This window comes from Paraburkholderia sp. EB58 (genome assembly GCF_050436665.1).
GTDB lineage: Bacteria > Pseudomonadota > Gammaproteobacteria > Burkholderiales > Burkholderiaceae > Paraburkholderia.
Genome location: NZ_JBNDMQ010000108.1, coordinates 1 through 1,228 on the forward strand (window position 1 = coordinate 1; position 1,228 = coordinate 1,228).

Annotated in this window: 1 protein-coding gene; it reads right to left on the minus strand. The window is 62.0% G+C overall.

What is annotated here, in order from left to right:
* A partial coding sequence (locus tag P3T40_RS44935) for an ISL3 family transposase (protein WP_429274097.1) occupies positions 1 to 1,187 on the minus strand: 1,187 nt, incomplete at its 3' end.
* Between the last annotated feature and the right edge of the window lie 41 nt (positions 1,188 to 1,228).

A 1,228-nucleotide genomic window follows, 5' to 3' on the forward strand; every position in this document is an offset into this window, starting at 1 on the left:
GCGATGAGGAAGAGCACGGTACGCATGGTTTTGAAGCTGGCGTATCCCCGTGCCTTACGCTTGGCGGCCTGAAACAGGCCGTTGATGGCCTCAATGAATCCGTTGGTCTGGCGCGTCTGGGCCCACGCGATGATGCCGTCGAAATGACGACGGATCATGCGCGCGACGTCCTTCATGGGCTCGACTTTGGAGCGCATAACGTTGCCGCACCACCGGCGCAACATCTTGGAGACGACGTGGATCTGTTTGCGATCGAGAATCTCGCGCAGTTGCTCGCGGTACATCCACGCACGGGCCGTGCGGTTGGTGGTGTACTGGCTGATCAGAGCCTCGAGATCGGTCAGTTGCTCAAGATCGAGCTTATCGGCATCCCTGAGCAGCGACCAGCGCATGCCCTTCAGCGACGGATCGGTTTTCTGCTGCGCGCGGCGCACGCCGTCAAGCGCTTTGGACGCATGCGCCACGACATGAAACTTGTCGAAGGTCACACGCGCATCGGGCAGGTGTTCGTCTACGCCCTTGATGAAGGCGGCCGACATGTCGATGCTCACCGATTCGATCTGCCCGGGCGCTGCGTTGTGTTCTTCCAGGTGCCGGGCAAAGCGTTCGACCACCCCGGCATCCTTGCCCGGTGTGACGAAGACCACGCGTCGCTTGTCCATGTCGGCCACCAGCGAAACATAGTCGTGGCCGCGTCGGCACGAGGTCTCATCAATGGCGACTGCGCTGAGCTGGGACAGGTCAGTCGCGGCCACGGCCAGGTCCACGTAACGGTCACAGATGGCCTTCACCCGATGCCACGACAGGTTCACCACGCGTGCCACCGCGGCAAATGTCATCTCCCGGCACAGCGCCAGCACGAGCGCTTCAAACAGCAGCGTGAAGCCGTCCAGCTTGCCCACCCAGTCGGGTTCGACCAGGCGCACCGAGCCGTCTGGCAGACGTACCCGTGGCACCCGGACCTCCAGATAGCACTCGTGCTGAAAGAAGTTGAGGTGGCGCAGCCGCTTGATCTGGGTGTCGTGAGCCGGATGCTCGCCCGCGACGCCGGGATAGGGAAAGCGTGTACCCGCGACAAAGTCCACGGCAATGGTCAGTTCACGCCGCGCAGCATCGAAATCGACGCCTTGCACGTACCACGGGGCCTTGATTCCCAAGGCGGCTTCAAAAAGTTGGGTCTGGCTCATCGGTTCAAGTTGTCTTGCAGGGCTGGTTGCCGCATTCTGCC